20 protein-coding genes are annotated in these 21,609 nt (G+C 74.6%); 5 read left to right on the top strand and 15 right to left on the bottom strand.

Annotated elements, in window-relative coordinates; genetic code table 11:
* Positions 1-35: 35 nt before the first annotated feature.
* Complete coding sequence (locus ACFV4N_RS19175) at positions 36-884, top strand: class I SAM-dependent methyltransferase (RefSeq protein WP_499673888.1); 849 nt, start codon at positions 36-38, stop codon at positions 882-884.
* A 99-nt stretch (positions 885-983) separates the two neighbouring features.
* Here the strand turns inward: ACFV4N_RS19175 and ACFV4N_RS19170 are convergent, their stop codons facing one another.
* A complete protein-coding gene (locus ACFV4N_RS19170) occupies positions 984-1,640 on the bottom strand; it encodes a maleylpyruvate isomerase N-terminal domain-containing protein (protein ID WP_499673887.1) in 657 nt (218 codons plus the stop codon).
* A 56-nt stretch (positions 1,641-1,696) separates the two neighbouring features.
* Here ACFV4N_RS19170 and ACFV4N_RS19165 point away from each other — a divergent pair, with 56 nt between their 5' ends.
* Positions 1,697-2,368 carry a hypothetical protein gene (locus ACFV4N_RS19165; RefSeq protein ID WP_499673886.1) on the top strand — a complete coding sequence of 224 codons (672 nt, stop codon included), beginning with the start codon at positions 1,697-1,699 and terminating at the stop codon, positions 2,366-2,368.
* Positions 2,369-2,422: 54 nt separating this feature from the next.
* On the opposite strand, the gene ACFV4N_RS19160 is transcribed toward ACFV4N_RS19165, so the two are convergent.
* From ACFV4N_RS19160 to ACFV4N_RS19135, 6 genes are all read right to left on the bottom strand, one after another.
* Positions 2,423-3,568, bottom strand: a complete 1,146-nt coding sequence (locus ACFV4N_RS19160; RefSeq protein ID WP_499673885.1) for a pyridoxal phosphate-dependent aminotransferase — start codon at positions 3,566-3,568, stop codon at positions 2,423-2,425.
* On the bottom strand, positions 3,565-4,782 hold the full coding sequence (locus ACFV4N_RS19155) for an MDR family MFS transporter (protein ID WP_499673884.1): 1,218 nt from the start codon (positions 4,780-4,782) through the stop codon (positions 3,565-3,567). Before ACFV4N_RS19155 ends, ACFV4N_RS19160 begins: the two co-directional genes overlap by 4 nt.
* Positions 4,779-5,210, bottom strand: coding sequence for a DUF2000 family protein (locus ACFV4N_RS19150; protein ID WP_499673883.1), 432 nt, complete (start codon positions 5,208-5,210; stop codon positions 4,779-4,781). Before ACFV4N_RS19150 ends, ACFV4N_RS19155 begins: the two co-directional genes overlap by 4 nt.
* The gene (locus ACFV4N_RS19145) at positions 5,207-5,785 is read right to left on the bottom strand and encodes a hypothetical protein (RefSeq protein WP_499673882.1); all 579 of its coding nucleotides are present in this window, start codon (positions 5,783-5,785) and stop codon (positions 5,207-5,209) included. The genes ACFV4N_RS19150 and ACFV4N_RS19145 overlap by 4 nt, the downstream gene beginning before the upstream one ends.
* Positions 5,786-5,802: 17 nt before the next feature.
* Complete coding sequence (locus ACFV4N_RS19140) at positions 5,803-7,080, bottom strand: ATP-grasp domain-containing protein (RefSeq protein WP_499673881.1); 1,278 nt, start codon at positions 7,078-7,080, stop codon at positions 5,803-5,805.
* 227 nt (positions 7,081-7,307) lie between these two features.
* Positions 7,308-8,927, bottom strand: a complete 1,620-nt coding sequence (locus ACFV4N_RS19135) for a sensor histidine kinase (protein WP_499673880.1) — start codon at positions 8,925-8,927, stop codon at positions 7,308-7,310.
* A gap of 427 nt (positions 8,928-9,354) precedes the next feature.
* Between ACFV4N_RS19135 and ACFV4N_RS19130 the strand changes: the two genes are divergently transcribed.
* The 3 genes from ACFV4N_RS19130 to ACFV4N_RS19120 are packed head-to-tail and all read left to right on the top strand — an operon-like array spanning position 9,355 to position 12,922.
* Positions 9,355-9,957: a DUF4956 domain-containing protein gene (locus tag ACFV4N_RS19130; protein WP_499673879.1), complete on the top strand. Its 603-nt coding sequence runs from the start codon at positions 9,355-9,357 to the stop codon at positions 9,955-9,957.
* Positions 9,954-10,802 (top strand): polyphosphate polymerase domain-containing protein, encoded by an 849-nt coding sequence (locus tag ACFV4N_RS19125; protein WP_499673878.1) that lies wholly within the window; start codon positions 9,954-9,956, stop codon positions 10,800-10,802. The genes ACFV4N_RS19130 and ACFV4N_RS19125 overlap by 4 nt, the downstream gene beginning before the upstream one ends.
* Positions 10,793-12,922 carry a CotH kinase family protein gene (locus tag ACFV4N_RS19120; protein ID WP_499673877.1) on the top strand — a complete coding sequence of 710 codons (2,130 nt, stop codon included), beginning with the start codon at positions 10,793-10,795 and terminating at the stop codon, positions 12,920-12,922. Before ACFV4N_RS19125 ends, ACFV4N_RS19120 begins: the two co-directional genes overlap by 10 nt.
* 62 nt (positions 12,923-12,984) lie before the next feature.
* Here the strand turns inward: ACFV4N_RS19120 and ACFV4N_RS19115 are convergent, their stop codons facing one another.
* The 8 genes from ACFV4N_RS19115 to ACFV4N_RS19080 all read right to left on the bottom strand — a co-directional run.
* The gene (locus ACFV4N_RS19115) at positions 12,985-13,392 is read right to left on the bottom strand and encodes an Lrp/AsnC family transcriptional regulator (protein WP_499673896.1); all 408 of its coding nucleotides are present in this window, start codon (positions 13,390-13,392) and stop codon (positions 12,985-12,987) included.
* A complete protein-coding gene (locus ACFV4N_RS19110; protein WP_499673876.1) occupies positions 13,311-13,952 on the bottom strand; it encodes an AsnC family transcriptional regulator in 642 nt (213 codons plus the stop codon). The genes ACFV4N_RS19115 and ACFV4N_RS19110 overlap by 82 nt, the downstream gene beginning before the upstream one ends.
* Before the next feature lie 208 nt (positions 13,953-14,160).
* Positions 14,161-15,729, bottom strand: a complete 1,569-nt coding sequence (locus ACFV4N_RS19105) for an MFS transporter (protein ID WP_499673875.1) — start codon at positions 15,727-15,729, stop codon at positions 14,161-14,163.
* A 121-nt stretch (positions 15,730-15,850) separates the two neighbouring features.
* The gene (lnt, locus tag ACFV4N_RS19100; protein WP_499673895.1) at positions 15,851-17,311 is read right to left on the bottom strand and encodes an apolipoprotein N-acyltransferase; all 1,461 of its coding nucleotides are present in this window, start codon (positions 17,309-17,311) and stop codon (positions 15,851-15,853) included.
* A 130-nt stretch (positions 17,312-17,441) separates the two neighbouring features.
* Entirely contained in the window at positions 17,442-18,995 is a 1,554-nt protein-coding gene (mptB, locus tag ACFV4N_RS19095; protein WP_499673874.1) for a polyprenol phosphomannose-dependent alpha 1,6 mannosyltransferase MptB, read from the bottom strand.
* Positions 18,996-19,158: 163 nt separating this feature from the next.
* Positions 19,159-20,049, bottom strand: coding sequence for a trypsin-like serine peptidase (locus ACFV4N_RS19090; RefSeq protein WP_499673873.1), 891 nt, complete (start codon positions 20,047-20,049; stop codon positions 19,159-19,161).
* A 135-nt stretch (positions 20,050-20,184) separates the two neighbouring features.
* Entirely contained in the window at positions 20,185-20,349 is a 165-nt protein-coding gene (locus ACFV4N_RS19085; protein WP_499673872.1) for a hypothetical protein, read from the bottom strand.
* Between the two features lie 144 nt (positions 20,350-20,493).
* The coding region (locus ACFV4N_RS19080) for a hypothetical protein (protein ID WP_499673871.1) at positions 20,494-21,609 on the bottom strand (1,116 nt) is incomplete at its 5' end.

The following is a 21,609-nucleotide window of genomic DNA, read 5'->3' as shown; positions in this document are numbered from 1 at the left end:
CGTAGGTTGGCCCGTCCGCGGAACGAGGGGGAACCATGAGCGAGGGCACCGCGCCGACCGTCGACCCGTCCAACACCGAGCAGTTGCGCGCGTGGGACGGCGACCAGGGGGCGTACTGGGCGAACCGGGCCGAGCGCTTCGACGAGGGCGTCGCGCGCTACCAGGACCGGCTCCTGGCCGCGGCGGCGATCGAGCCGGGCTCGACCGTCCTGGACATCGGCTGCGGCACCGGGCGGACCACCCGCGACGCCGCGCGGCTCGCCGCACCCGGGACGGCGCTCGGCGTGGACCTGTCCTCGCGCATGGTCGACCTGGCGCGGGAGCTGGCGGCGCGGGAAGGGCTGGGCAACGCGCGCTTCCTCCAGGCCGACGCCCAGGTCCACCCCTTCCCGGACGGGGGTTTCGACGTCGCCGTGAGCCGGCACGGCGCGATGTTCTTCGGCGACCCGCTCGCCGCGTTCGCCAACGTCGCGCGGGCGGTGCGCCCCGGCGGCCGCCTCGCGCTGCTGTCGTGGCAGCCGTGGGAGCGCAACGAGTGGGTGAGCACCTTCCGCTCGATCCTGGCCGCCGGTCGCGAGCTGCCCGCACCGCCGCCGTCACGGGGGTCGCTGCGGGACCCCGACCAGGTGCGGGAGCTGCTGACCGAGGCCGGGTTCACCGACGTGCGGCTGCACGGCCTCGCCGAACCGATGTACTTCGGGCGGGACGTCGACGACGCCTTCCGGTTCGTGATCGGCCAGTTCGGCTGGCTGATGGACGGCCTCGACGAGGACGGCCGGGCGCGGGCCGCCGACGAGCTGCGGGCGAGCATGGCGGGGCACCTGACCGACGAGGGCGTGCGGTACGGCTCGGCGGCCTGGCTCATCGAGGCCCGGCGGCCCTGAGCCCCTCGACGCACGCGACCCCGAGCCCCCCAGTCGTGGCCCTGAGCCCTCGCGGCGCGACCCGGAGCCCTCGGGCCCCGGGCACCCTCGGCGCAGCGGTCACCCCAGGACGAACGGGAGCCTCGCGGCCAGCTCGCCCAGGGCGGCCCGTTCCGCGTCGGTCGGTGCCCGCCGCCCGGTGCCGACCAGCAGCGCGTCCGCGTCGGGGAACGAGCCGGGGAACGCGGCACCGGCGATCTCCTCCAGCATCCCGCGCGTCCGGGCCAACCCCTCGGCGGGCGGGCGCGGCGCGCCCGGCAGGTGCGCGACCAGGTCGAGGTGGTGCAGCGTCCACTCCAGCACGTACGCGGAGAGGTAGTCGCCCGCGGTGAGGACCTGGTCGCGCGTGCCGACGCGGGTCCCGGGGTCGGCGAGCCGGGCGGCGCGGCCGGCGGCGGAACCGACGTCGTCGAGGTGGAACTTCAGCAGCCCCGGGTCGCCGTAGGCGGCGGCCAGCCGGACGGTCAGCGCGTCGAGCGGGTCGTCGCCGGTCGGCGGCGCGTCGGCGACCTCCCAGTAGGTGACCGCGTCCCGCGTCGGTTCGGCGTCGGTGGGCGTGGCGAGCGTGATCAAGACGTCCTGGGCGTCGATGACCAGGTGGCACACCAGGTCCCGGACGAGCCAGCCCGCGCAGCCGGAGGGCCTGGCGAAGTCCTCGTCCCGGAGGTCGGCGACCGCCGCGAGCAGCGCCGACCAGGAGAGCGCGAAGAGGTCCACCCCCGGCAACGTAGTGAGGTCCCGGGACCGCCGACAACCGGATAAGGTGCCGCCACATGGGGTTCGACGTCGTGGCGGCGGTGGAGCGGGCGGTCGACCGGGACGGCGCCTGGCGGTTCGTGCGGGAGTACGCCGAGCACTTCGCGACGCCGCTCGGCGACGACGACGGGTGCGCGGTCGACGAGGCGGAGGAACGGCTCGGCGTGCGGCTGCCCGCGGCGGTGCGGGAGGCGTACGCGCTGTTCGGGGCGCGGGCCGACCTGACCTCCAACCAGGACGAGCTGCTGCCGCCCGACCGGATGGGGCTGTGGGACGGCGTCCTGGTGCACCGGGTGGAGAACCAGGGGTGCGCGCACTGGGGCGTGGCGCTGACCGGCGACGACCCGCCGGTCCTCGTGCGGCCCGACCTGGCGGACGAGCGCGCGGAGCGGTGGGAGCCGTTCCTCGACCGGTTCTCGCTGGCGTGCGTGGAGATGGTGCTGTCCGAGTCGCTGTTCCTGGAGGACGGGCTGACCGACTACCTCCACCTGGAGGGCGAGGGACCACCGCGGGTCCCGGACGCGTTCAGGCCGCTGCCCGCGCCCGGGGTGGGCCGCTCGCGCTGGTACGCGGGCGACGACGCGGTGCTCCGCGTGGTCGACGACGGGTTCCTGATGGCGCGCGGCCGGACGCCGGCGGCGCTGGAGGCCGTCCTGGCGGCGTTCCCCGGCGACTGGCTGCTGTCCTAGCCGCGCCCCCGCCACCGGCCGCCGTCCTGGTCGCGCGCCGGCCGCCGCCCCGCGCTACGCCCCGGTGACCGCCAGGGCCAGCCGGCGCACGCCCTCGGCGAGGTCCTCCTCCGCCGCGGCCAGGGAGAGCCGGACGTAGCCCTCCCCCGCCGGTCCGAACGCCGTGCCCGGCGCCACCGCGACGCCGTGCCGGGTCAGCAGGTCGACGGCGAACTCGTGGGCCGCCCCCGGGTGGGAGCGGCCGATGTCCACCCAGCCGTAGAACGCGCCGGTCGGCGTGGGGAGCTTCAGCCCGCCCTCCTCGGCCAGCGCCACCACCAGGTCGCGGCGCGACCGGTACGCCGCGCGCATCTCCGCCACGCGGTCCTGGGGTCCGGTGAGGGCGGCCAGGGCGGCGTGCTGGGTGGGCGTGCTGACGCAGGCCACCACCGTCTCCTGGCACTTGGCCACGACGCCGGCGACCGCGGCGGGCACGGCCAGGTAGCCGATGCGCCAACCGGTCATGGCGTAGGTCTTGGAGAAGCTGTACGCGGACACCGTGCGCTCGGGCGCGAACTCGGCCGGGCTGGTGCAGGCGCCGTCGAAGACGATCTCGTCGTAGCACTCGTCCGAGATCAGCCACAGGTCGCGGGCACGGGCGAACTCGGCCAGGGCCGCGACGCGGTCCCGGTCGGCCACGGTGCCCACGGGGTTGGACGGCGAGTTGAGCAGCAGCACCCTGGTCCGGGGCGTGACCAGCTCGGCCAGCCGGTCGACGTCGGGCAGGAACCCGGTGTCGGCGGTGAGGGCGTAGGGGACCGCCGCCAGGCCCAGGAGGCGGGTCATCATCAGGTAGTTGGGCCACGCCGGGTCGGGCACCAGCACCTCGTCGCCCCGTTCGGCCAGCGCCGCCAGGGCGGTGAAGATGCCCTGGGTCGCGCCCTGGGTGACGACGACCTGCTCCGGCTCGACCGCGAACCCGTTGCGCGCCAACACCTTCTCGGCCAGGGCCGCCCGCAGCGGCGTGATGCCCACCGTGGAGGCGTAGTGGGTGGCCCCGTCGGCGGCGGCTCGGGCGGCGGCCTCGACGACGTGCGGTGGCGTGTCGAAGTCCGGGTCGCCGATCTCCAGGCGGATCGCGTCCGGGCGGCGCAGGGCCATCTCCATGATCTCGCGGATGCCCGACGCGGGCAGGCGGGCGGCGGTTTCGTTGGGCCTCAACGGGAATCCCCTCGGACGGTGGTCAGGGCGGCACGGGCGCGCACCGCGGGGCCGAGCGCGAGCTGGCCCGCCGCCGCGGCCAGGCACAGCACCAGGCAGGTGGTCCACAGCACGGGCGCGCCCAGCACGAGCAGCTGGGTGCCGCCGAGCGGGGCGAGGAAGGCGGCCAGGCCCCACGCCGTCCCGTAGGCGCCGTTGTAGCGGCCGCGCAGGTGGGCGGGCGCCAGGTCGGCCACCACGGCCGCGCCGACGGAGTGCACCAGCACCTCGCCGAGGGTCCACACGACCATGCACAGCGCGTAGACCGGGGTCGTGGCGGCCAGCGCGGTGGCGCCGGTGCCGACGCCGAGCACGGCCATGCCCGCGGCCAGCAGCCGGGAGCGGTCGAAGCCGCCGAGCCGGTGCCCGATCAGCGGCTGCACCACCACCACGACGATGCCGTTGACCGCCATCACCACGCCGTACGCGGCGGGCGACAGGCCGTCCTCGCGCATGGCCAGCGGCAGGGTGGCCAGCGACTGGAGGAACGCGAACGCGACCAGCACCGTCAGCCCGACCACGCCGAGCATCACCCGGTCGCGCAGCACGTCGGCCAGGCCGCCCGGGTCGCCGCCCGCGCGCGTGCCCCGGGTCTCCGGCACCGCGCGCCACACCAGCAGGGCGAACAGCGCGCACGTGCCGGCGTCGACCCAGAACAGCGGCAGGTAGCCGGCGCCGGCCAGGGACCCGCCGAGCACCATGGCGATCGAGAAGCCCAGGTTGATCGCCCACAGCAGCAGCCCGTAGGCGCGCGGCCGGTCGTCGGGCGGCACGAGGTCGGCCACGATCGCCTGCACGGCGGGCCGGAACAGGTCCAGCACCAGGCCGAGCAGCAGCGCCAGCCCCAGCAGCACCACCACGTCGGTGGCGTAGCCGACGGCGACCATGGCGGCGCCGGTGGCCAGCAGGCCGCCGGTCAGGGTGGCGCGGCGGCCGACCCGGTCGGCCAGGACGCCGCCGATGAGCGGGGAGAACACCTGCCCGATGCCGACGAGGGCCAGCACCGCGCCCGCCTCGGTGACCGACAGGCCGCGGTCGGAGGTCAGGTACAGCGACAGGAACGGCAGCACCATCGTGCCGAGCCGGTTGGCCAGCGTGCCCGCCCACACCACCCAGAACGGCCGGGGCAGCCCGCCCAGCCTGACCCGGAGGAAACCGGGCGGCGCGGCGGTCACCCCTCGGTCCCCCGGTAGGAGCTGAACGACTTGGTCAGGGCCCGCACCCGGCTGTCCTCGCCGACCACGCCGACGGCGAACACGTCGACGTCCGCGGCGGTCGAGCCGGCGACCAGCTCCCGGTACTCGTCGAAGCTGTTGCTCAGCTCCCGGCCCTTGGCGCTGAAGACCGCGTGCGGCAGGCCCTCCTCGACGGCGGCCGCGAGGAACTTGTCGACCTGGGCCGGGCGGCCGGTGAGGACGACCGTGTTGAACCGGATGCCCGCGTGCCGCACGCCGTCGGCACCGGTGACGCCCTCCGCGGCGTAGAGCCGGGGTTCGAGGTGCGCGAGCTGGCCCATCAGGATCGCCGCCGCGTTGGCGACGGCGGCGGGCTCCAGCCGCTTGTGCACGACGACGGCGGCACGCAGGGTGGGCGACTCGGTCAACTCGATTCCTTCCTGGCGAACACGACGAACCCCATCGGGGTGCCCGCGGACAGGGTCCGCGCGATCGTCATACCGTAGCCGTCGGCGGCGATCCGGTTGGTCACCGCGCAGGCGCGGCCCGGGTGTTCGACGGCCTCCTTGCAGGCGGCGCTGTTGGACGTGGACGCGCGGACCTCGCCGACGCGGTGCGGCAGGGCCTCGACGAGCGATTTCGTCGCCGGGTGGTGGTAGAGCACGTCGAACTCGCCCCCGTCCGCGTCACCGCCCGCGGGCACGGCCAGCACCATGTCCGGCAGCGTGCTCAGGAAGGTGTCGATCGCGCGCAGCTCGGGGTTGAAGAAGAACTCGCGGATGTCCGGGTAGGCGGACGGGACGAGCAGCAGGTCGTGGTCCCCCGCGAGGACCCGTTCGGCGGCCAGTTCGAAGCGCGGATAACCGACCACGGACGCGGCCCGGTTGTGCGCCCAGCGGCGGCCCACGATGACCGAGCAGGTCAGGCCCGAGGGTTCGTCGGCGAGGGTGGCCAGGGAGCCGTACTGCGGGGTGTAGGCGAGAGTTTCCTGGAACGCGATCACGTTTCCCCCAGAGTGAGTCATGCCAGTTCGTAGAAGCCCACGCCATCCAGGTACCGCAGTGTGCCCAGATCGCGCTGCACGACCTCGTCGACCTCGTGCATGAAGGTGACGATGATCGGGTAGGTGGTGTCGTCCACGGTGCGGCGCAGGTGATCGCCCGGGTGGGTCAGCTCCCACATCTCGTGGAAGCTCTCCAGCGCCTTGACCTGCTCGATGGCGGTGTAGCGGCGCAGCGTCCCCTCGACCGGGGAGATCAGCGCGGCCCACGAGTGGTACCGGCGGATCGCGTAGTCCTCGGCGCACCGGGCGTGGAAGCGCTCCGGGCGCAGGGCGGCGTCGACCACCCAGTCCAATTGGGACTCGCCGATGGCCAGCCGCGCGTAGTGCGGCAGGTCGCCGCCCGACAGCCGCGCGCCGACCTCGATCAGGCAGGGCCCGTCGGGGCCGAGCTTCAGCTCCACGTGCGCCGCGCCGTGCCGGATGCCCACGGCGTCGAGCACGGCGAAGGCGTAGTCCACCACCTCGTCGTGCCGGGGGCCCCGGCGCGGCACGAGGTAGCACGCGCCGGACAGGTCGGTGACGCCGTTGACGGAGAACCGCTGGCTGCGCCAGATGTCGCAGACGTGGTGCGCGCCGTCGCGGCTGACGGTGTTGACGATGAACTCGGCCCCGACCAGGTACTCCTGGGCCACGACCTCGTCGTTGTCCTCGGAGAACAGGTTCTGCCGCGCGGTGATCGCGGTCAGCGCCGCCGCGGACTGCTCCGGGGTGTCGCAGAAGGACACGCCGTCACCGCCCGCGCTGCGCAGCGGCTTGACCACCACGCGGCCGCCCAGCTCGCGGTGCCAGGCGGCCAGCTCGGCCGGGTCGCCGGTGCGGACCTGCCTGGCCGCGCGCAGCCCGGCGGCCCGCACCGCCTCGACCATCGCGTGCTTGTCGCGGCGGGCCCGGCTCAGCGCGGTGCCGTTGTTCGGCACGCCGAGCGCCTCGCCGAGCACGTCGGCGAAGGCCACGCCGTACTCGCCGCCGGGCACCACGGCCACCGGCCGGTACGGCGCCAGCGCGGCGAGGGTCCGGTCCAGGTCCCCGTCGTGGACGATGTTGTCGCGGTAGTGCCGCAACGTCGGGCTCGACCCGCGGTAGACGCCGGGCGGGTCGGGCGCGCTCTGCACCCGCACGCACCCCGCCCCGGCCTCGATGAACGCGGGCGCGATGTGCCGCGCCGTCTGCGGGACCCCGTGATCGGCCGTCTCGTACGTGTCGACGAGCACGACGAAGTCGCGCTGCTCAGCCAACTGCCTTCTCCCCCAGTCCACCCGGGCGCTCCCCAGCGACCCTCCCGGCGGTGGGGACAGTAGCCAAACCGCCTCCGCCCGCCCAGCGGCACCCGCCAGGACAACCCGTTCGGACTAGATCGATCAGGGAGGGCCTTTTGCCGGGATCCGACCTCTTCGTTCCCTTTCCGGCACGCTGCTCGTCGCCTGACCGGACCGACCGTGGTCGGTCGTGGTCGGGCCGGCCGTCAGGCGGGCACCGACTCCCGGTCCGCGGCCGGGGCGTCCACCGGCGCGGGCAGGGTGAACCGCAGTCGGGCGCCCGGCGCGTGGTCGGTGTCCAGGCCGATCGTGCCGCCGTGGTGCTCGACGATCTTCTTGCAGATGGCCAGGCCGATGCCCGTGCCGGAGTAGGCGTCGCGGGCGTGCAGGCGCTGGAAGATGACGAACACCTTGTCCGCGTACTCGGCGGGGATGCCGATGCCGTTGTCCGCCACGGCCAGCTCCCAGACCGGCGCGCCGTCCGCGGGGTCGCCCGCCACGCAGTCGACCCGGATCACCGGCGGCCGGTCGGGGTGGCGGAACTTGATCGCGTTGCCGACCAGGTTCTGCCACAGCACGGTCACCAGGGTGGGGTCGGCGACGACCTCGGGCAGGCGCTCGGGCCGCTCGACCCGGGCGCCGCTCTCCTCGATCGCGGTGGCCAGGTTCTCCAGCGCCCGGTCGAGGCCGTCGTCCAGGGAGACCCGGGTCCGGTTGGTGTCGAGCCTGCCGACGCGCGAGAAGGTCAGCAGGTCGTTGATCAGCACCTGCATCCGCTTGGCGCCGTCCACCGCGAAGTCGATGTACTGGACGCCGCGGTCGTCGAGCGCGCCGCGGTAGCGCTTCTCCAGCAGCTGGCAGAACGACGCCACCTTGCGCAGCGGCTCTTGGAGGTCGTGGGAGGCCACGTAGGCGAACTGCTCCAGCTCGGCGTTGGACCGGCGCAGCTCCTCCGCCCGCTCGTCGAGCGCGGCGGCCTGCTCGACCAGGCGCTCCTGCTTGGCGCGCGCGGCCTCCAGCGCCTCGACGATGCGCCCGCGCATGTCCTCCACGTCCTCGGCGACCGAGCGCAGGTCGGCCGGGCCGTGGGGCACGATCCGCAGGTCGAACTCGCCGCGCGCGACCCGGCGTGACGCGGTGCGCAGCTTGTTCAGCGGCCCGACCACCATCAGGCGCACCACCAGGGCCATCGCGCCCGCGGTCAGCAGCAGGCCGGCGACCACCGTGCCGAAGATCCAGTTGCGCGCCGAGCGGGCGCGCAGCAGGTCCTCCCGCGCCTCCGCCCGGGCCTGCAGCAGGTCGCCGTTCTGGGTCTCGAACAGCCCGCGCAGGCGGTCGAAGGCCACCTTGCCCCGCTCGGCGGTCTCGGTGTCGACCTGCCTGGGGTTCCCCGGCGACACGCCGTCGACCAGCGGGTCCGCGTAGTCGCGGCGCCAGGTCCGCGCCGCTTCCTCGATCGCCGTCACGTCCGCCAGCAACCGCTCGCGGCCGGCCAGCAGCTCCCGCAACCGCGCGACGGCCTGCCGCTCGACCTCCACGCCCTCGGTGTAGGGGGCCAGGAACTGGGGTTCGGCGGTGACGGCGTAGCCGCGGGCGCCGTTCTCCTGGTCCACCAACGCGTTCTGCAGCCGGTACGCCTCGGCGCGGGCCGGCTGGACGCCCTCCAACTGCTGGTCGGACACCCGCGCGGTGTGCTGGAGCACCCACGCGCCCACCACCGCGCCGGCCAGCACCAGCAGGCACATCACGGCGAGCAGCAGGAAGAACCACGCCTGCACCGTCAGACCGCGCGACCGACCACGCGCGTCAGCGACTGGGGAGGACACCGCACCCACCTCTCCGGAGCGGCCCCGGCGGCGCGCCACGGCCGTGGTCGTCAGCAGCGAAGGATAGACAGCAGGCGCACGACGGCCGACGCCTGCTCCCCGGCGGTGTCGCTTTTCAGCAGCTCAGGTCGAAACTTTCGACTTGAACACCGTACAACCGCCACTCTCCGCACAGGCTTCGCGTGCTCGTCCACCAAGGGCAGTACGCGGCCCCTATCAAGCCAGAACAGGGAAAGGTTGCTCCTTTTGGTGCATTGAGACGCACCGGGAGGTCATTGACGCGACACCTCGGGTGCACTTATCGTTTGCGTGGAGTTCCCGAAAGTTTACCCACAGATTCGAAAGTTTCGGCGACCGTCCTGCAGACCCCCGCCAAGAAGCGGGCGGTGCCCGGCCGACCCCGCACCGGCTCAGGAGGACGTACGAGATGCCACAACTCGTCCTGTTCGCGATCGACATCTGCGCGGTGGTGTTGCTCGTCTTCGGGCTCTACTTCCCGCGGCACCGCCGGCGCGACCTGGTCGTCGCCTACCTCGGCGTCAACATCGGCGTCCTGGCGGTGGCGAGCGCGCTGAGCACCAGCGACGTCGGAGCCGGGCTCGGCCTGGGCATGGCGCTGTTCGGCGTGCTGTCCATCATCCGCCTGCGCTCGACGGAGCTGGACCAGCACGAGGTCGCGTACTACTTCTCCGCCCTCGCCCTGGGTCTCCTCGGTGCGCTGAGCACCGCCTCGCCGTGGCTCAACGGCGGGCTGATGGCGCTCATCCTCCTGACCATGTTCCTCGGCGACCACCGGCGGCTGTTCCGCGACTACCGGCACCAGGTCCTGGTGCTCGACTCGGCCATCACCGACCACGTCGTGCTGATGGCCCACCTGGAGCAGCTGCTCAACGGCCGGGTGCACACCGCCACCGTCCAGCGCGTCGACCTGGTCAACGAGACCACCGTCGTCGACGTCCGCTACGCGCTGACCGCGCGCGGACTGGCCACCGCACCCGGCTCGCCCGCACGTTCCGGAGCACACCGATGACCACGATCCCCCTCACGCCGGTCCTGGGGCGGATGGCCCCCGTCGGCCTCGGCGAGCTGGTCGAGCGCGCCGCGCTCCAGACCAGGGTGGACCGCAAGTACCTCGTCCCGACCGAGTCGCTGCCGCGCCTGCTGGAACAGCTCCGGCCGCTCGCCCGGGTGCTGGACATCGACGGCGAGCGCACCTTCCGCTACGAGTCGGTGTACTTCGACACCCCGGAGCTGGCGAGCTACCACTGCGCGGCCTACCGCAGGCGCAGGCGGTTCAAGGTGCGCACCCGCACCTACCTCGACTCCGCCCAGTGCTGGCTGGAGGTCAAGATCAGCGGTGCGCGGGGCAACATCACCAAGCACCGGCTGCCGTACCACCCCCGGGACTGCGGCACGGTGCGGCCGGGGCGGGACTTCGTCGACGAGGCGCTCGGCCGCGAGTCGCTGGGCCCCGGCGCGGGCGGCGACCTCGACCCCGTGCTGGTCACCCACTACCACCGCACCACGCTGCTGCTGCCGGACACCGACAGCAGGGTCACCGTCGACACCGGCCTCATCTGGCGCGACCCCGGCTCCGTGCTGCGGCTGCCCGGCGTCGCCGTGGTCGAGACCAAGAGCACCTCGGCCGCCACCCCCGTCGACCGCCTCCTGTGGCAGGCGGGGATCAGGCCCGCCCGCATCTCCAAGTACGCCACCGGGTTGGCCGCGCTCCGCCTGGACCTGCCCGACGCGCCGTGGCGGCGGACGCTGCGCCGGCACTTCCGCGCCGCGGCGCCGTCACGCCGCACCGGGGCGCCCCTCGTCCCGGCGGCGGCCCCCTCCCACCGAACCGAGCAGGAGGCATCGTGCGCTTGACCCCACGCGGCAGCGGCGCCGCGTCGACACCCAGGACCAAGGGCATCGCGGTCGCCGCCGTGCTCCTCGCCGGACTCCTCCTGCCGTTCCCGCTCGCGGCCGGCGCCCAACCGGACCTCGGCACCGCCGCGGCCGACACCGCCGCGAGCGCGCCGGCCGACACCGCCGACACCGCGGCCGCCGATGCCGCCGCGGCCGAGGCGGCGGCGGACGACCTGGTCGGGGACATCACCTTCTCCGCGCCCAGCGGCACCTTCCAGGGCCAGGTGTCGGTGTCGCTGGGCACCGCGATCAGCGGCGCCCAGATCCGCTACACCACCGACGGGCGGCTGCCCACAGCGCAGTCGGCGCTCTACCAGGGCACGCCGCTCCAGTTCACCCGGACCACCCAGCTGCGGGCGCAGGCCTTCGTCGGCCAGTCGGCGTCCGGCGCTCCCGGCACGGCCATGTACGTCGCCCGCGAGGCCACCGCGACAACCGCCCACGACCTGCCGGTGGTCCTGATCGACTCCTACGGCGCGGGCAAGCCCGCCCGGGAGGACTTCCAGGCCGCCACCATGATCTTCCAGCCGGGCGGCGGCGGGACGACGTCGCTGGCCGCGGCCCCGACCGTGGCCACCCGCTCCGGGTTCCGGCTGCGCGGCCAGTCGTCGTCCTCGTTCGAGAAGACGCCGTACCGCCTGGAGTTCTGGGACAACGACGACGATGACGCCGACTACCCGGTGCTCGGCATGCCCGCCGACTCCGACTGGGTGCTGCGCGGGCCGTTCCCGGACAAGTCGCTGATCCGCGAAGCCCTCGTCTACGACCTCGGCCGGCAGATGGGCCTGCACGCCCCGCGGTACTCGTTCGCGGAGTTCTACCTGAACACCGACGCCACCGGCGTGGGCGCGAACGACTACATGGGCGTCTACATGATCGTCGAGACGATCAAGAACTCCAAGGACCGGCTCGACCTCAAGCAGCTCGACGAGGACGACACCACCCTGCCCAAGATCTCGGGCGGGTACATCTGGAAGTTCGAGTGGATGGCCGCCGAGGAGCCGACGCTGCCGTGCACCGGTCCCGCGGCCACCTGCTGGAACTACCTCGAAGTGGTGGACCCCGACCCGTTGCAGCCCGCCCAGCGGGACTGGTTGCGCGGTTACGTCCAGGAGTTCCACGACGTGCTGCGGGCGCCGAACTCCGCCGACCCGAACACCGGCTACCGCAAGTACATCGACGTCAGCTCCTTCGTCGACCACCTGATCGTCAACGAGTTGAGCCGGAACATGGACGCCTACCTGCGCAGCGCCCACTTCCACAAGGACCGGGACGGGAAGATCGTCGCCGGCCCGCTGTGGGACTTCGACCTCACGTTCGGCGTGGGCGGGTACTTCCAGAACGACCAGGCCGCGGGTTGGCAGTACCAGCAGACCAGGCAGCCCCAGGCCAACGACTGGTTCGCCCAGCTGCTGCGGGACCCGGCCTTCGTCAACGAGGTCAAGGCGCGCTGGCAGTCGCTGCGCCGGGGCATCCTCTCCGACGCCTCCCTCCAGAGCCGGATCGACGCCCTGTCCAGGCCGCTGGCCAACGCCGCGCAGCGCAACTTCCAGCGCTGGCCGAACCTCTCGACGCGGATGATCGGCCCGTTCATCACGCCGACCGCGGCCACGTGGCAGGGCCAGGTGCAGTCCCTGCGGGACTGGGCGGTGCGGCGCGCGGCGTGGCTGGACACGACGGCCGCGTGGGGCGGCACGACCACCTCCACGACACCCACCTCACCCACGACGACCACCACCACGACCACCACGACGACGACCAGCTCGCAGCCGGCGCCGTCCGGGTGCAGCGCCACGTACTCGGTCACCAACCAGTGGCCGGGCGGGTTCCAGGGCGAGGTCCGGGTCACGGCGGGTTCCTCGGCGATCGGCAACTGGACCGTGTCCTGGACGTTCACCAACGGCGCCACGATCAGCCAGGCGTGGAACGCCACCGTCACCAGCCAGGGGACGGCGGTCACCGCCCGCAACGCCGCCCACAACGGCTCGATCGCGGCGGGCGGCAGCACCACCTTCGGTTTCCTCGGGACGGCCTCCGGGTCGCCCGGGGCGTCGGCTCTCACCTGCACGGCGAGCTGACGACCCGGTGCGCGGCCCCGCGGGTGCCCGGGGCCGCGCACCGGCGGACCGCGCCGCCGCGCTCAGGCCGGCGGGTAGGTGAGGGTCTTGACCCGCCGCAGGGTCAGCGTGGTCTCCACGCCGTGGACGCCGGTCAGCGCGCCGACGCGCTCGCTGAGGTAGGTGTAGAGGTCGGCGGTGGTGCGGCAGAGGAGGGACACGGCGAGGTTGGCCGGGCCGGTGAGGGCGCCGGCGAAGCGCACCTCGGGGTGGTCCGCGACCGCCCTGCCCGTCCCGGCCAGCGCGTGGGGCGCGACGGTGAGCCAGCACATCGCCTCGACGCCGCGGCCGAGGGGTTCGTGGTCGTACTCGACGGCGAAGTACAGCAACCCGGTGTCGCGCAACCGCTTCAGGCGCCGGGTGACCGCGGTCTCGGACTGGCCGGTGGCCGCCTGGAGCGCGGTGAGCGGGGCCCGCCCGTCCCGGTGCAGCTCGGCGAGCAGCGCCTCGTCAGGGGGTCGAGTTCGACCGGCCCGGCGGCGGGCGCGGGCGCGGGGAGGCGCAGGGCGGCTTCCTCGTCCGGGTCGAGCGCGCTGGTCTTGCGCAGCCACCCCACGGGACCGCCGTAGAAGACGTGCAGGATGCAGTGGGCGCTGACCGAGGTGACGCGCGGCGTGCGCTGGAGGCGGTCCAGCAGCAGCTCGTCGCGCTCCCGCCGGCTGCGCGGCTTGGTCACGCACAGCACCTCGGTGCCGCCGGAGAGCAGGTCGACGTACTGGGTGTCGGTGCGCCGGGCGAGCGCGGCGGCCAGGCGCTCGGCCACGTTGGGCGTGCAGCCGAGGCGCACCATCCAGCTCTCCTGGCCCAGGCGGTTCTGGTCGGTCATCCCGGTGACCCGCAGGCGGGCCGTGGTGCGCAGCCGCCGGAACCGGCGGGCGACCGTCTGGTCGGAGACGCCCAGCACCCGGGCGATCCGGCTGAACGGCGCCCGCCCGTCCAGCTCCAGCGCCTGGAGCAGCTTCAGGTCCAGCGGGTCGAGCGGTTGCGCCACAAGGGTTCTCCTGCGCGGGGCGTCGGCTGGGCCGGCGGGACCCGGCTGGGCGGGATCAGGGCTGGACGGGACCTGGGCTGGGTGGGATCAGGGCTGGGCGGGACCGGACCGAGTAGGACCGGTCTGGACAGGACCGGGCGATCGTAGGCGCGCCGGCGCCCGGCCGCAGGGCGGAACCCCTCCGGCCGGACGCCGGTTCGGCGCGCGGTCACCCCGCGCCCACCTCCGCCGGGACCCGGCGGACCGCGGCCGGCCCCCGACGCCCCAGCAGGACGGCGGCGGCCAGGGCCGCCAGCACCAGCAGGGCCGCCGAGACCGTCAGGCACAGCCCCAGGCCGTCGAGGAACGACGCCGACACCGCGCCCAGGACGCGGCCGGTGTCCGGGCCGAGGTCCATCCCGGCCACCGCGCCGAGCCCGCCCGCGTCGGCCACACCGGTGACCTCCCGCGCCCGCGCGCCGGCCACCCCCGCGTCGGCGAGCCTGCCGGGCAGGGTCCCGACCGCCCGCACGGTCAGCAGCGCGCCCAGCACGGCCGGCCCCAGCGCGCCGCCGATCTGCCGGAACGCGTTGTTGCCCGCCGCCGCCATGCCCGCCTGGTGCGCGGGCACGGCGGCCACGGCGGTGCCGGTCAGGCACGGGAAGGCGATGCCGAGCCCCAGGCCGAGCAGGGCCAGCCGCCACGCCACCGAACCGAACGAGGTGTCCGCGCCGAGCGAGGTCATGGACACCAGCGCGACCGCCGCGACCAGCAGGCCGACCGGGATGAGCACCCGGGCGGGCACGCGGCGCATCACCCGGCCCATCACCAGGCCCAGCAGCATGGCCACCACGTTGACCAGCACCACCCGCACGCCGGCCTGGAGGGTGCTGAGCTGCTGCACCAGGCCGAAGTACAGGCTCAGCACGAAGAAGAACCCGATCAGCCCCAGGAAGCTGATCATCGCGGCCAGGGACGAGGCGGTGAACGCGGGACTGCGGAACAGCGACAGCTCCAGCATGGGCGCCCGGCTGCGCAGCTCCACCGCCACGAACACCGCGACGGCCACCACCGCCACCGCCAGCGCCACCACCACGCGCGGGTGGGTGAACGACGTCGCGCCGCCCTCGATCACCCCGTAGATCAACGCGGTGATCGCCACCGCGGCGCCGACCTGGCCCGGCCAGTCCGGTTCGCGCGCCGCCGCGGCCCGCGACCCCTCCAGCGACCTCGCGGCCACCGCCATCGTCAGCAGCGCCAACGGGATCGGCAGCAGGAACACCCACCGCCACCCCACGTGCTCCAGGACCAGCCCGGCCAGCAGCGGCGGCGCGGCCATGGCCGCCATCATGGCCGCGGTCCACCAGCCGATGTTCCTGCCGCGCTCGCGCGGGTCCGACGCGACCTGGCCGACCAGCGCCAGCGTCACCGGCAGCAGAGCGGCGGCGCCGGCGCCGGACAGCGCCTGCCCGACCCACACCACCTGGATCGACGGCGCGCACAGCGCCACGGCCGCGCCCGCCGCGCACAGGGCCAGTCCTGCCTGGTAGACCTTCTTGCGGCCGTGCACCTCCGCGAACAACCCGGCGGTGAGGATCAGCGCCGCCACCGGCAGCACGAAGGCCGACGAGACCCACGACAGCTGCGCGGTGGACGCGCCCAGCGCCCGTTGCAGCGCGGGCAGGCTGGTGGCGACCGTCACCACCGGCAGGTAGGCGACGAACACCCCCGCGCACGCCAACCCGATCGTGACCGCCCGCGTGCGCGCGGACCCCGTCCCCCTGCTCGACACGTTCACCCGAACTCCTCCTGCGGCGCGGCGCGCCCGGTCGTCAACCGGGCAACCCTGCGTCGCGCCGCCGCCCCGGACCAGCCAGTGCGCCGTGACCGGGGGAATCCGACACCCGGGCGCGCGGGATTCAGGTTTTCCGACGTGCCCGGCCGACCGCGCACGCGGCGAGCGCGGCGACCGCGAACAGGACCTCCAGGACACCGCCCCACCTGGTCGCGACGGTGACGCCCGACCTCAGCGGCACGGCCTCCACGAGCACGTCCTCGGTGAACAGGCCCGAGGACCGAGCCACGCCCCCGTCCGGCCGCACCACCGCGCTCACGCCGCTGACGGCCGCCACGACCGCGGCGCGACCGTGCTCGACCGCGCGCAGCCTGGCCATGGCGAGCTGCTGGTGGGTCATCTCGCCGCGCCCGTACCAGGCGTTGTTCGTCGGCACCACGAGCAGCTCCGCGCCCCGGGCCGCGCTGTCGCGCAGCACCGCGTCGTAGGCCACCTCGTAGCAGATCCCCACGCCGATCCTGGCGCCCGCGACGTCCAGGAGGCCCGGCTCGGTGCCGGCGCGCAGGTCGGGGGTGTCGGCGAACGGGGTGACCAGGCGGGCCAGCGGCCGCAGCGGGATGTGCTCGGCGAACGGCACCAGCTCCCGCTTCGCGTACGACGCGCCCGCGCCGGTGCGCGGGTCCCACGCGATGACCGCGTTCTCCTCCTCACCGCCCACCCGGCGCAGCGCGCCGACCAGGGTGGGCACGCCCAGGTCCGCCACGGCCCGGTCCAGCACCGGGTCGCGCTCGCCGACTGCCGTCGCGCTCTCCGGCCACACCACGAGGTCGGGCGCGGGCACCTCGCCCGCGCGGACCGCGTCCGCCAGGTCGGCCGTGACGCGCAGGTGGTTGCGGCGCACCGCGTCGCGCCGGTCGAGCAGCCCCAGCCCCACGTCCGGCGCGTTGCCCTGCACGACGGCGACGGTGAGCGCACCGGCCTGCGCCTCGACGCCGACGAGCGGCGTCACGGCCAGCGCCGCCGCCAGCGGGAGCACCGGCCAGGCCCGCCGGGGGTCGCGCGGCCGGACCGCCCAGGCCGCCGCGCCGAACCCCGTGGCCACGACCGCGAACGTCACCAGCGGCGCGCCGCCGAGCGCCGCGAGCGGCAGGTACGGCCCTTCGACCTGCCCGAACGCCACCCGCCCCCACGGGAAGCCGTTGAACGGCACCCGGCCGCGCACCGACTCCTGGAGCACGAACAGCAGCGCCGCACACACCGGCGCGGCGGGCAACCGCGCCACGAGCGGCACGAGCGCGCACGCGCCCGCCGTGAACAGGGCCATCAGCGCGGACAGCCCGAGCCACGGCGCGGGCCCGAAGTCGCGGCCCAGGAAGTCGTCGATCCACGACAGGTGGGGCAGGAAGAACGCCAGGCCGAACACGAGGCCCAGCAGCGCCGCGCGGCGGGTGCGGGCGCCGTTGAGCGCGAACCACAGCACGGCGAACGCGACGACCGCCGTCCACCAGAGCGCGCGGGGCGGGAACGCGACGTGGAGCAGCAGCCCGGCCGACGCGGCGGCGGCGTGGCGCCAGAGGGCGGGCACGGCGGCGGCGTGGCGCCGGAAGCCGGGCGCGGCGGTGCGGCGGCGGGAGGCGAGCACCGCGACGTGGCGCCGGAGGGCGAGCACGACGGCGTGGCGGCGGAGGGCGAGCACCGCGGCGTGGCGGCGGAGGTCAGGCACGCGCGGCCCTGGCCCGCCGGACGTACGCCGGGGCCCGGTCCTCGCGCAGCAGCGCGAACGCCATCCCCACCACCAGGGCCGCGACCGCGTAGCCGAGGACGAGCTGGCCGACGCGGCCGGTGAAGTCCCCCGCCAACGGCGGCACGAGCACGGCGAAGACCGCGACGAGCGCGCCCAGCCCGGTCCGCGCCCGCACCGGCAGCCGGGTCGCGGCGAGGGGGACCACCGCCCACAGCAGGTACCAGGGCTGCACCACCGGGCCGAAGGCGACGACCAGGCCCAGCGCCAGGCCCAGGGACGTGACCGCGTCGACCCGACCGCCCCACTGCCGGCGCAGCACCACCCCGATCCCGCACACCGCCAGCGCGGAGCCGAGGACCTTGCCGACCCCGATCGCCGCCTGCGTGACCTGCGCGCCGAACGCCGAACCCGCCGCGCCGACCAGGAAACCGAACCAGTTCGTCGGGGCCATCCAACTGCTCACCCGCCCCGACGTGCCCAGCGCGCCCACCCAGCCGAACCCCAGGCCCGTCGCGGACGAGACCGCGGCGGACACCACCGCGAAGGCGGCGGCCATGCCGAGGCCCGCCAGGAGGAAGTCCCCGAGCCCGCCGCCCCGCCGACGCGCGAGCGCGGTGCCGACCACCGCCAGGGCGACCAGGGCGGGCAGCTTCACCTGCGCGGCCAGGGCGATGAGCACCACGCCGACCGCCAGGGCCCACCACTCGACCCGCGCTCCCGGCCTTCCCGGCGCTCCCGGCATCCCCAGCGCTCCCAGCGCGACGGCCGTCCCCGCGAGCATCAGGCCCAGCATCAGGGAGTCGTTGTGGGCGCCGGCCACGAGGTGCCAGAGCACCAGCGGGTTGAGCACGCCGAGCCAGAGCGCGCCGCGCCGCGACGCGCCGGTGGCGGAGGCCAGCCGGGGAACCGCCCACACGACCAGGACCAGCCCCGCGACCCCGCCCAGCCGGTGCAGGAGGACGCCCGTCACCGGGTCGCCCGCCGACACCTGCGCGACCAGCCGCTCGACCGCGCCGAACAGCGGGCCGTAGGGCGACGGCGTGTCGCGCCAGTGCTCCCCCACGCGCCCGACGACCTCCGAGGCCGCGCCCAGCCCCTGCGCGGGACCGACGAGGTTGGGGTCGAGCCCGCGCGCCGCGATCTCGCCCTGCGCGAGGTAGCTGAAGACGTCGCCGCTGAACAGGGGTGGTGCGACCAGCAGCGGGGCGCACCAGAGCGCCAACGTCCGCGTCAGCCGGCGCGCCGACGGCGGGGTGGGCCCGGTGGCGAGGGCGCGGCCGAGCAGCGCCCACGACAGGACCAGCAGGCCGACCCCGGTGACCCCGGCCGCGAGCGACAGCGTGGCCGCGGCGGACGACGGGGACGACGACACCCCCGCCCAGGCGGCCCCGGTGAGCAGGAGGGCGCCGCCGAAGCCGGTCCAGCGGAGGCGGTCGGGCGCCGGGGCGCCGGGTGACCCGCTCGGGCGGTCGGTGTGCCGGGGACCTGCGACGGGCGCGGGTCGGCCCGCCGTCGTGAGCGACATCCGTCCTCCGGGCGACGCGGTGCGCGGGGGTACCGGGGACGGTGCGCACGGTGAACTGGTGACGGTGCGATCTTGGTCGACCGCGGGTCATCCCGGATCGCACTGCGGTCGCATGTCGCGTACGACCGGAGTAGGACCCGGGATCGTCACCCGCCCGCGCGGATCAGGCCGCCTGCGCCTGGGTGTAGAGGTTCTGCGCGTCCGCGCCGAAGTACGGGCCGAACATCCAGGTCGGGATCAGGTTGATCTTGTAGCTGTTCACGGAGTTGATCGTGCCGGTGCCGGTGGCCTCGGAGAACGACCGGAACCACGGACCGCCGCTGGCGCCGCCGGTCATGTTGCACGTCATGCCGACACCGCTGCTGAGGAAGGCGTTGAACGTCCGCCCGCTGCAGTAGACCAGCCTGGTGCCGTCGTAGGGCGAGGCGGCGGGGTAGCCGAAGGCGTACATGTCGGCCGCGCGCGACTGGTTGAACGCGATGCCCTGCGCCCCGACCACGTCGGTGAGGTACTGGCCGTTCAGCTGGCCGACGACGATCGCGCCGATGTCGTAGTTGATGTCCTCGGTCGCGTCCCACTGCGGGGTGGCCAGGGTGCGCCGGGCGTTCCACGTGCCGTACGGGGCGTTGCCGTTGTCGTAGGCCGGGACGAAGGCGACGTTGGTGTGGTACGCGCCGTCGAGCTTGACGCAGTGGCCGGCCGTGATGACGGTGCTCTTGTTGCCGCTGGTGACGGCGTTGCCGCTGCACGAGGCGCTGCGGCCCTGGTAGGTGAAGAACACGCGGCCCGCGGTCGAGGTGACCGCGCCGCCGCCGGTCCACGCGCTGCCCCCGTTGGGCAGGGCCGTGGGGGCGACGGAGGCGGGCTCGCCCGCCGGGGCGGTGGCGCGCAGCGCCGAGGCGTCCGCGGTGCGCACGTCGAGCGGGACGGCGGCGCGCATCCGCTCCGGGGTCCAGTAGGTCCCGGTCGGCGCGGCCTGCACCGCGGGCACGGCGACCAGGGACAGCGCCAGCGCGCTCAGCAGGGTTGACAGTCGTTTTCCGGCACGGTTCATGATCTTCCACCTTTCGTGGGTCGATCAGCGGCAGGGACCGTGCAGTGGAAGTTACTCAGCGCAACGCCCGATCGTCTCCGGCGAACGGGTGAGAAATTTTCGCGTTGAGGGCGTGGTCCGGGGACCCCGGACCGGTCACCGGCCCCCCAGCGGCGAGCCGAGCAGCCAGTTGCCGGGCGCGTCCGGGTCCGTGCCGAGGGAGAACTCCCCGATCGCCGTGCGGAACTCCTCATGGCCGATGGCACCGCAGCCGTCGGTGTCCAGCGCCCGCCCGAGAGCGTCGATGATGGCCGGCACCACCCGCTCGAAGTTCTCCGGCGCGAGCAGCGGGCGGTACGCGCGACTCCGAATCGCAGGCCCCGGGCACCGGGCGGATGAGGGCGCGGGAAGCGATCCGCGCCGAGGGCCGGCTGTGTCCATTGTGGACACAGCCGGCCCCGGTCGTTACCGCACCTCGTACGTGCGCGTCACCTGACCGGACACGACCCCGTCGGGCGTCCGGCTCGACACGGTGAGCTGGAACGCGCCCAGGGGGGTGTAGGTGAACCTCGCCCTGCCGTCCGGACCGACCGGCACGACCTGCGGCTGGCCGAACCCGAGCTGCCACAGCACCTCGTGCGACCCGGCCAGCGCCGGGGTCACCTCGAACTCGACCGGCTGCCCCACCACGGCGGTGGGCTGACCGCCCTCCGGGAACTGCGGGCTGGTCACGGTCGGCGGCAGCGGCTTCACCCAGAAGGAGAAGCTCCGCTCGTCGGTCTCCACCCCGGCCGCGGTCACGCCGCGCACCCGCAGGTAGTGGTACCCCGGTGCCGGCGGCGCCCACCGGACCACCGCCGAGCCGTCCGCGCCCGCCGCGACCTCCTGCTGCGCCCCGCCGTTGAACGCGTACCGGTAGGACACCACCGGCAGCCGCGGCGAGGAGAACGCGAAGGCGCCGGTGACACCGGGACCGCCGGCCTCCGGGTACCCGGGGTAGTCGGCGCTCGCCACGGTCGGCGCGGGCGCCTCCGCGAGGATGGAGGACTCGCCCCGGCCCGAGCGGATGCCCGCCGCGTTCACGCTCACCACGAACACGTCGAGCAGGCCCGGCTCCGTCGGCGTGTGCTCGAAGGTCAGCGACCCGTCCGGGGCGGCGGGCACCGACACCTCCGGCGCGTCGCCGATCCGGTACGCGTACGACACCACGCCGTCCCGGTTCGGCGTCACCGTGAAGACCCGCTTCTGACCGACGAGGCCGAACCACACGTCGACGTCCACCCACGGTCGCAACTGGTCGACGTAGAACGGGTGGCTCGTGACGCCGGACCTGGCGCCCGAGGCGTCGACCGTCCACGCCACCAGGTCGTGCTCCTGGCCCTCGGCCTCGGAGAACGTGAGCGTCACGCGACCCGTGCCGTCCTCGCCGACCGGCAGGGTCCGCTCGGGACCGTCGTCGATCCGGTAGGTGAACGCGGTCGCGCCGGGCTGGGTGGCGGTGAGCACGAGGTCCGCCGGCACGCCCAGTTCGAACAGCGGGATCTCCGCGTGGGGCGCCGTGGTCCGGACCCAGTACCGGTA

This window comes from Actinosynnema sp. NPDC059797 (assembly GCF_042732085.1).
Lineage (GTDB): Bacteria > Actinomycetota > Actinomycetes > Mycobacteriales > Pseudonocardiaceae > Actinosynnema.
The sequence above is the reverse complement of the archived record's forward strand: the minus strand, read 5'-3'. Positions and strand labels throughout refer to the sequence as shown.

Excerpts from the sequence above, each read along its gene's own strand:
- ACFV4N_RS19175 (WP_499673888.1), top strand. The coding sequence starts at position 36 with ATGAGCGAGGGCACCGCGCCGACCGTCGACCCGTCCAACACCGAGCAG.
- ACFV4N_RS19165 (WP_499673886.1), top strand. The coding sequence starts at position 1,697 with ATGGGGTTCGACGTCGTGGCGGCGGTGGAGCGGGCGGTCGACCGGGAC.
- ACFV4N_RS19130 (WP_499673879.1), top strand. The coding sequence starts at position 9,355 with ATGCCACAACTCGTCCTGTTCGCGATCGACATCTGCGCGGTGGTGTTG.
- ACFV4N_RS19125 (WP_499673878.1), top strand. The coding sequence starts at position 9,954 with ATGACCACGATCCCCCTCACGCCGGTCCTGGGGCGGATGGCCCCCGTC.
- mptB (WP_499673874.1), bottom strand. The coding sequence starts at position 18,995 with ATGTCGCTCACGACGGCGGGCCGACCCGCGCCCGTCGCAGGTCCCCGG.
- ACFV4N_RS19090 (WP_499673873.1), bottom strand. The coding sequence starts at position 20,049 with ATGAACCGTGCCGGAAAACGACTGTCAACCCTGCTGAGCGCGCTGGCG.